Source organism: Actinoallomurus purpureus (genome assembly GCF_024055795.1).
Taxonomy (GTDB): Bacteria; Actinomycetota; Actinomycetes; order Streptosporangiales; family Streptosporangiaceae; genus Actinoallomurus; species Actinoallomurus purpureus.
This window is the reverse complement of the sequence record NZ_JAMXMY010000043.1, coordinates 23052-29708: the sequence shown is the minus strand read 5'-3', so window position 1 is coordinate 29708 and position 6657 is coordinate 23052. Positions and strand designations below refer to the sequence as shown.

Annotated in this window: 5 protein-coding genes; 3 read left to right on the top strand and 2 right to left on the bottom strand. The window is 70.0% G+C overall.

Features of this window, described 5'->3' with window-relative positions:
* The first annotated feature begins 111 nt into the window (after positions 1-111).
* Entirely contained in the window at positions 112-318 is a 207-nt protein-coding gene (locus NE236_RS42690) for a DUF2267 domain-containing protein (protein WP_308209225.1), read from the top strand.
* A 30-nt stretch (positions 319-348) separates the two neighbouring features.
* Here NE236_RS42690 and NE236_RS42685 read toward each other — a convergent pair whose 3' ends face one another.
* A complete protein-coding gene (locus NE236_RS42685; RefSeq protein WP_252848039.1) occupies positions 349-912 on the bottom strand; it encodes a Gfo/Idh/MocA family oxidoreductase in 564 nt (187 codons plus the stop codon).
* Between the two features lie 534 nt (positions 913-1446).
* Here NE236_RS42685 and NE236_RS44880 point away from each other — a divergent pair.
* Together NE236_RS44880 and NE236_RS44875 are read left to right on the top strand one after the other, a co-directional pair.
* On the top strand, positions 1447-3582 hold the full coding sequence (locus tag NE236_RS44880; protein ID WP_252848038.1) for an FUSC family protein: 2136 nt from the start codon (positions 1447-1449) through the stop codon (positions 3580-3582).
* Positions 3583-3845: 263 nt separating this feature from the next.
* Positions 3846-4517 (top strand): helix-turn-helix domain-containing protein, encoded by a 672-nt coding sequence (locus tag NE236_RS44875; RefSeq protein WP_308209224.1) that lies wholly within the window; start codon positions 3846-3848, stop codon positions 4515-4517.
* Between the two features lie 402 nt (positions 4518-4919).
* Here NE236_RS44875 and NE236_RS42670 read toward each other — a convergent pair whose 3' ends face one another.
* Entirely contained in the window at positions 4920-6437 is a 1518-nt protein-coding gene (locus tag NE236_RS42670; RefSeq protein WP_252848037.1) for a cellulase family glycosylhydrolase, read from the bottom strand.
* Positions 6438-6657: the final 220 nt, after the last annotated feature.

Here is a 6657-nt window from a genome sequence, read left to right as displayed (position 1 = left end):
GAATGAGCCAGGGCATGTGCGAGCCCGATCAGGGCGTAGGGATGTGGTGCGCCTTTCTCGGCGGCGCCGGGAGCCTGGTCGTCGTCGACGCGGGCGTGGGGCCGCTGCACGATCCGCTCAGGCGCGGCAGGGCGGCGGATGAGCCTGGACGAGTTCCTCCGGATCATCGCCGACCGGGAGGGAATCGACCGGTTCGCGGCGAGCATCCACGCCCGGGCGGTCTTCGCCACCTTGCGCGAGGCGGTCGGCGACGAGGAGTACTTCGGCGTGACCCTCCAGTTGCCGCCGGACTACGCGGTGCTGCTGCCTGTGCCGTGACGTCCGGGTACGTCTGGCGCGCCCTCCTGGTCAGCGGCCGGCGAGCAGGTCGGTCTCCGCGGTGTCGAGTAGCCGTTGGAGGTGGAGGCCGTGCCGCACGCCCAATGGGTGTGGCCTGCTGTGCTCGACCGCGTCCGCGAACTCCTCGATCATCGTCCCGACCGCCTCGGGCCCGGTCATGTCGCTGCAGTCGATCATGGCGGAGCCGCCCGGCCCGAAGACCTCGATCTCCGCGCGGGCGGTTTGGTCGGCCGGTGCGGTCGCCAGCAGCGAGGCCTCGCTGTACCGGCCGCCCTCATGTTCCAGCAGCAGGCCCACCCAGCCGCGCGGACCGTCGTGCGCGCGGAGGAGCGCCGTGTGGCCGAGGGCGACGTCGAGAAGGTCCACAACGTCCACCCCCACGTCCATGAGCACGCCCCGCTCGGCCCGCCACGCCAGCGCGTCCGAGGCCAGCGCCGCGGAGATCAGGCGGGCGGTGCCGCCGACCGGCCGCGCCCGCCTGACCTGCGTGCCGAGATAGGTCCGAACGGCGGGCGCGTAGCGCCCCGTCAACGCCACCTGGGAGACCACGTCGTCGGCGACGGCCTCGGCCAATTCCTCTGCCCGGCCAGGTCGTCGGCGATCGGCCTGGTCAGCGCCGGTGCGGTCGCGCTGGCCTGCCCAAGCAGCCCGAAGGGACGCCCGTTATATCCGAGTGCCACCTTGGACCAGCACAGCACGGCTTCCCTTTGCTGGAGATCCCCTTCGCCCTGGACCCCTTCTGATCGGGTCCCACCTCTTGTGGCGTCCCGCCCAGGCCGAGCCATGAACTCCATGCTTATCCGTACTTGGCTCTGCGCTGCAGAGACGTACGCCGACACGAGGTGTTGCCGGTTCGGGTCCGGCGCGAGGAGCGCTTCGATGAAGCCGGTGATGTACGCGGGCCCGGCTTGAACGTAAGGGCTGATGTGACCGGCCCCAGCCGGCCGAGCATTTCGGTCGGCCAGGGGCCTAATAGCCGCTTCATTCCCCGGCCCCCGGGCCCAGTGCCTTAGCCGACCGTAGCTCCTGCATCGTGGTGGGTAGGCGTGAACGACGTGGGGTAAGGAGGCGGAGACCGCCGCCACGTCGCCATGGGGGGAGCAGGCCGTGCGGTCATCGCTGTTGTGGCTGCGCCGGGCGTTCGCCACGTTCGAGGGCGGCGCGGCGCCGGTCTACGGGCTGGTGACCGCGGCCGGCGTGTGTGTCCCGCTGGTGGCGGGCCTGATCACCGGGCACGTCGCCGAGAGCCAGCTCGTCGCCCTGGGGGCCTTCTACGTCGGAGTCATCGCGCCGCAGGGGCCCCAGGGTGCCCGTGCCCGCTCGATGATCATCAGGGTCGCCGTCGTGACACTGTCCTCCTGGCTCGGCGGCCTGGTCAGCAGCCATGACTGGCTGATGGTGGTGGTCACATCCGCGGTCGCAGCGCTCGGCGCGGCGATTCCCGAGCTGGGACCGATGGCGGCGCTGTGCACGCTGGTCGCGGCGCTGCGACCGGCGACCAGCCCGGTGCTGTACAACGGACTGCTGGAGACGCTGGGCGGTGTGTGGATCTGTGTGCTGCTGCTCGCGCCGTGGGTCGCACAGAGGCTCCGCCCGCTGCGCGCTGGTATCGCCGCCGCCGCATGTTCGGTCGCCGACACGCTCGACGAGCTGGCGGGCCCTGACCTGGACCCGGGCGAATGGTCTCGCCGACGCGCCACGGCGTGTTCGGACCTTCACTCCGCCCGGATCGCCTACGGCCTTTACCGCTCGGGCGGCTTCGAGGAACAGCGGCGACCGGCTCGGATCATTGCGGCGATCGACCAGGTGATGGACGAGGCAGCCGTCCTGGGCACGCTGCGCCTGGAAAGCCGACCGTATCCAACGGAGTGGCAGACCGAATTCGGGGCAGCCCTCACCGCCGTCGCCGTCCGGCTGCGCACGCTCGGCATGGCGATCGAGACGGATACGGACGTGCCGCCCGATACTGTGGCGGCGGGCTCGGTCCCGATGGGCCGGTTGGGCGAACACGACAGCCGGGGCATCGCCGGGCGGGCTGGCCTGCCCACCGTCGCGCTGCGCCTCCACGCCGACCGGATCATCGGCCGGATGAATGCGTCGGCCGACACGGTGTGCCGGGTCCTAGCGCAAGAGCGGCGTATCGCCGGGCGACGACTGCCCGGGATCCGTGCCTGGTGGGCCCGGTGCGTCGAAGCGGTCAGGACCCGGTCACCCCGGTTCCGGCACGCCGCACGCGTGGGTACGGCGCTGGCGCTGACCATGATCCTGGCCGTCGAACTGCACCTGTCTCACCCGCACTGGCTGATTCTCACCGTGCTGTTCAGCCTGCGCGACTCGTACACCGACACGGTGCGGATGGTCCTGCAGCAGGCCGTCGGCACCACGGTCGGCGCCGCAGCCGCTGCCGTTGCCCTGGCACTCGCGCCTGGGCGGATCACCCTCCTCGCCCTGATCTTCATCAGCGGCGCGCTCGGGTTCACGCTCAAACCGGTGAACACGGGCTATTGGATCACGCTCGGCACGCCGATGACCATGCTCCTCATCGACTTCACCGCGCCGCTGAACTGGCGGGCCGGGATCCTGCGCATCGTACTCAGTCTCGTGGGCGCCCTGCTCGCGCTGCTCTTCGCACAGCTGCTGTTTCCGGCCGGGATCCAGCGGCGGATAGCCGAGCGGCTGGCCCGGCTGCTGCACACCCATGCCGTTCTCGCGCGTGCGGTCGCCGAACCGTCCAGGGGCCGCGAGGCCCGGATCCGCGGCGCGGACCGGAAGGCGGCGTCGGTCGCCGCGACGCTCGAAGCGGCCGGCACCAGGCTCAGGCGGAAGGCTGCGTCGCCCGACGAACAGATCGCGCGCATCGGTGAGACGGGCAGAGCCGCGCGGCGGCTACGAGATCGCCTGACGTCGCCGGCGTCCTTCGCCGCCGTCCCGGTCGGTCCCATCGCTACGGCCGCGCGCAAAGTCGCCGACCATCTTGACCAGGGCGCCGACGAGGTCCTCGCCTTTCCCGGCCCGGGTTCGGCAACGCCGCAGGCCGAGGTCGGCATCCGCGATCAACGCTCGCCGGAGCCGCCCGGCCGGCGCGGGGCCGGACTCGTCGGCCACATCGCCCCCGATGTACCTTCGGCGGAGCCGGCGGGTGCTGCGGACACTCGCGACATGGTGTACGGGCTGATCGCTGACGCCGAGCGACTCAGGGAACTCAGCCGCGCGACGGTGACCGGCCGGCCCGCCGGACGGTGACCTCGCGACGCATGGGTGGCTTCGGCCGCGTCGATGGCAGTACGCGAGGAGCAGGGAGGCGGAGAACCAGGGAACTGGGTGCCGTCCGGCGGGATCTCACCTTTGCGGGGAAGGTCGTTTACGGGCAAAGGCCGTGCACGGCAGTCGTGTGCCGCCTCACAGCCGGGATCGAGCCGGATGACCTGTCCCGCTTGAAAACTCGGCCGCTACTTTGACCTGGCGGTTTGTCTCCGGACGGTCGCTGTGGGTGGGATCCTCACGGGATGCCTCTCGCTCTGGCTTACAAGATCGTTAGGTTCATGCTCGCGGTGGTGGCGGTGTTGGTACGCCGTGATGTGTCAAAGGAAGCCGAGTTACTGGTTCTCCGCCATGAGAACGCGGTCCTGCGACGTCAGGTCCCGCGTCCTCGGTTCGAGCCGGCCGACCGGATTTGGTTCGCTGCGTTGTCCCGGCTTGTTCCTCGCCGTCGGTGGCCGACGGTGTTTCCCGTGACTCCAGCGACGATCTTGCGCTGGCATCGTCGCTTGGTTGCCCGCAAGTGGATTTACACCGACCGGCGCCGATCGGGACGGCCGCCAACGGCCGAGCGCACGGGGGTGTCGCGTTCGACGCTGGCCAAGCGGTTCGCCCACCTGGTCGGCGAACCGCCGTTGACCTACCTCACCCGCTGGCGCATGACGCTCGCGGCAGACTTGCTGGTCGAGCAGGAGGCCGCCACCGTCGCGGGCATTGCCCGCGCCGTGGGTTACTCCGACCCGTTCGGGTTCAGCGCAGCGTTCAAACGGGTCCGAGGCGCCAACCCGACCGAGTTCCGGCGGACCGCGACCGCTGCCTCTCCGGCGGCCGAGTGGCCGGGTCAACCCTTGAGGCTCCGGGCCGCCACCAGGACCAAACCCGGCTCGCCAACGCCACCGGCCGGCTCATCGTCGAGCTGAACCAGCGCGACGCGTGGCTGAGCGGAATGAACGCACCGACCGCGCCCGCATGGCCGACCTCATCGAACGGCCGGGCTACCCATCGACGACGGGGGAACGCGGCCATGGAGACCGCGTTCCGCGACACCTACAATACGATCCGGCTGTGACCTGCGTTGATTGATGGCGCGGAAGTTGCACGCTTTTGCCGCGTGAGCCGAGTTGGCGCGTCCCGCCTCCTCGCTGACGCGGGCGCGGTCACGTGCACGGACCGGGTCCATCCGACGGTCTGTGACGTCCGCTGCGACCGCACCGCACGCGTCCGCCTCCATGGCGACGACATCCGGGCCTGCACCGACGCGCCGGCGGTGTGGCGTGGCGGTCGGTGGCCGCCACGCCACACGCGCGGTGTTCCTGTCGGGATCAGGTGGCGGCGCAGGTGGGGGTGGGAGCGGGGTTGGAGCCCGAGTAGGTCCCCTGGATGCCGAACGTCGTCGAGGCGCTCGGGTTGAGGGCACCGTTGAAGGAGGCGTTGGTCGCCGTGACCGTGGTGCCCGACTGGGTGACCGTCGCGCTCCAGCCGTTGCTGACGGACTGGTTTCCGCCGAAGGACCAGGTGACCTTCCAGCCTCGGGTGGCCGTGGTGCCGGAGTTCTTCACGGTCACGGTGGCGGTGAAGCCGTTGCCCCAGTCGTTGTCCACATGGTAGGAGGCGGTGCAGGCCACGCCGCCGCCGCCGCCACCGCCGCCGGAGCCGCCGCCGACCGGGTCGAAGGCGGTGGACTTGATGGAGGAGAGGTAGGCGTCCTTCGTGGTGTTGACGGTCGTCCAGTCGTCGCCCAGGATCCCGCCGGTGTCGCCGGAGTTCGGGTTCAGGCACCAGAAGGTCCATTGGAACGAGTCTGTGCCGGTGCCCATGTACTTCACCAGGGCGGAGAGCCACTGCTGGTCGAGGGTGGACTGCAGCGTGGTGCCGAACTCACCGACCCAGACCGGTGCGACGTTCTGCTTGAACAGGTAGCCCCAGAACTTGTCCCACACGCCGGGCATGTTGTTGGGGAAGTCGGAGGCGTGGAACCAGGTCTGGTCCGCCACGCTCGTGGCGTAGTCGTGCGCGGAGTAGACGAGGCGGTTCGCCACCGAGAGCCGGACCGGGTAGGTGCCCGCGCCTTCGAGGTTGCCGCCCCACCAGCCGGAGTCGCCGTTGTAGGTCTGTACGCCCTCGACGAAGATGAGGAGGTTCGGGTTCACCGAGAGCACCGCGTTGCCGCCCCGCTCGGCGGCCAGCCGCCAGTCGGTCGAGGTGTTCCCACAGCCCCAGCAGGCCGGGTCGTGCGGCTCGTTGTGCAGGTCGATGCCGACGACCGCGGGGTTGTTCGCGTAGCGGCTCGCGATCGCCTTGAGGTTCGCGATCCAGGTCGACTCGGGGACGCTGGAGGTATACCAGAGCGCGGACTGGCCGGAGGAGTCGGGGCGGTGCCGGTCCAGGATGACCCGCAGGCCGATGGAGTCCGCGTAGGCGACGATGTGGTCTATGACCTGCAGGGAGTTGAGGCCCTGCAGGTCGGCGTTCTTGCCGCTGGAGAAGTCGATGCTGTTGGGCACCGTGCCCGGCTTGAAGATGTCGTCGGAGTACGGCAGGCGCAGGGTGTTGTAGCGCAGCGACTTGATCTGGTTCAGCAGGTCCTTGTAGTCCCTGCTCCAGAGCCCGTGCACCACGTAGTTCGCCGTCTCGAAGCCGAACCAGTTGATGCCCGCGATGCGTACCGGAGTGCCGCTCGAGTCGAGGATCTGCCGGCCGCTGGTGTGCCAGTAACCGGTGCCCGCAGCGCGTGCCTTCGGCGCGCGGGAGACGCCGCCGGTGAGAGCGGCGAGAAGGGCGAGGATAAGCACGACCAGCGGGACGGATCTGGCTTTCAGGCGTGCTCCATGGGCGAGCATGACACCACCTAACGTCACTCGTGCGGTTCAGACATGGCCCCCGATTACAGGGATTATGGGAGCGCTCCCATGGCTCGGTCGAGGTGGCGCTCCTGCATGGTGGTGCGGGGATTTTTCCCTCGGGGGCCGCGACGTCCCGGTCAGCGCCCCGGGCTCGCGAACTCCCGGGGTGACCTGCGGCCCGGCGGGAGCACGGACCGCTCATCGCACGCCTCCGCCG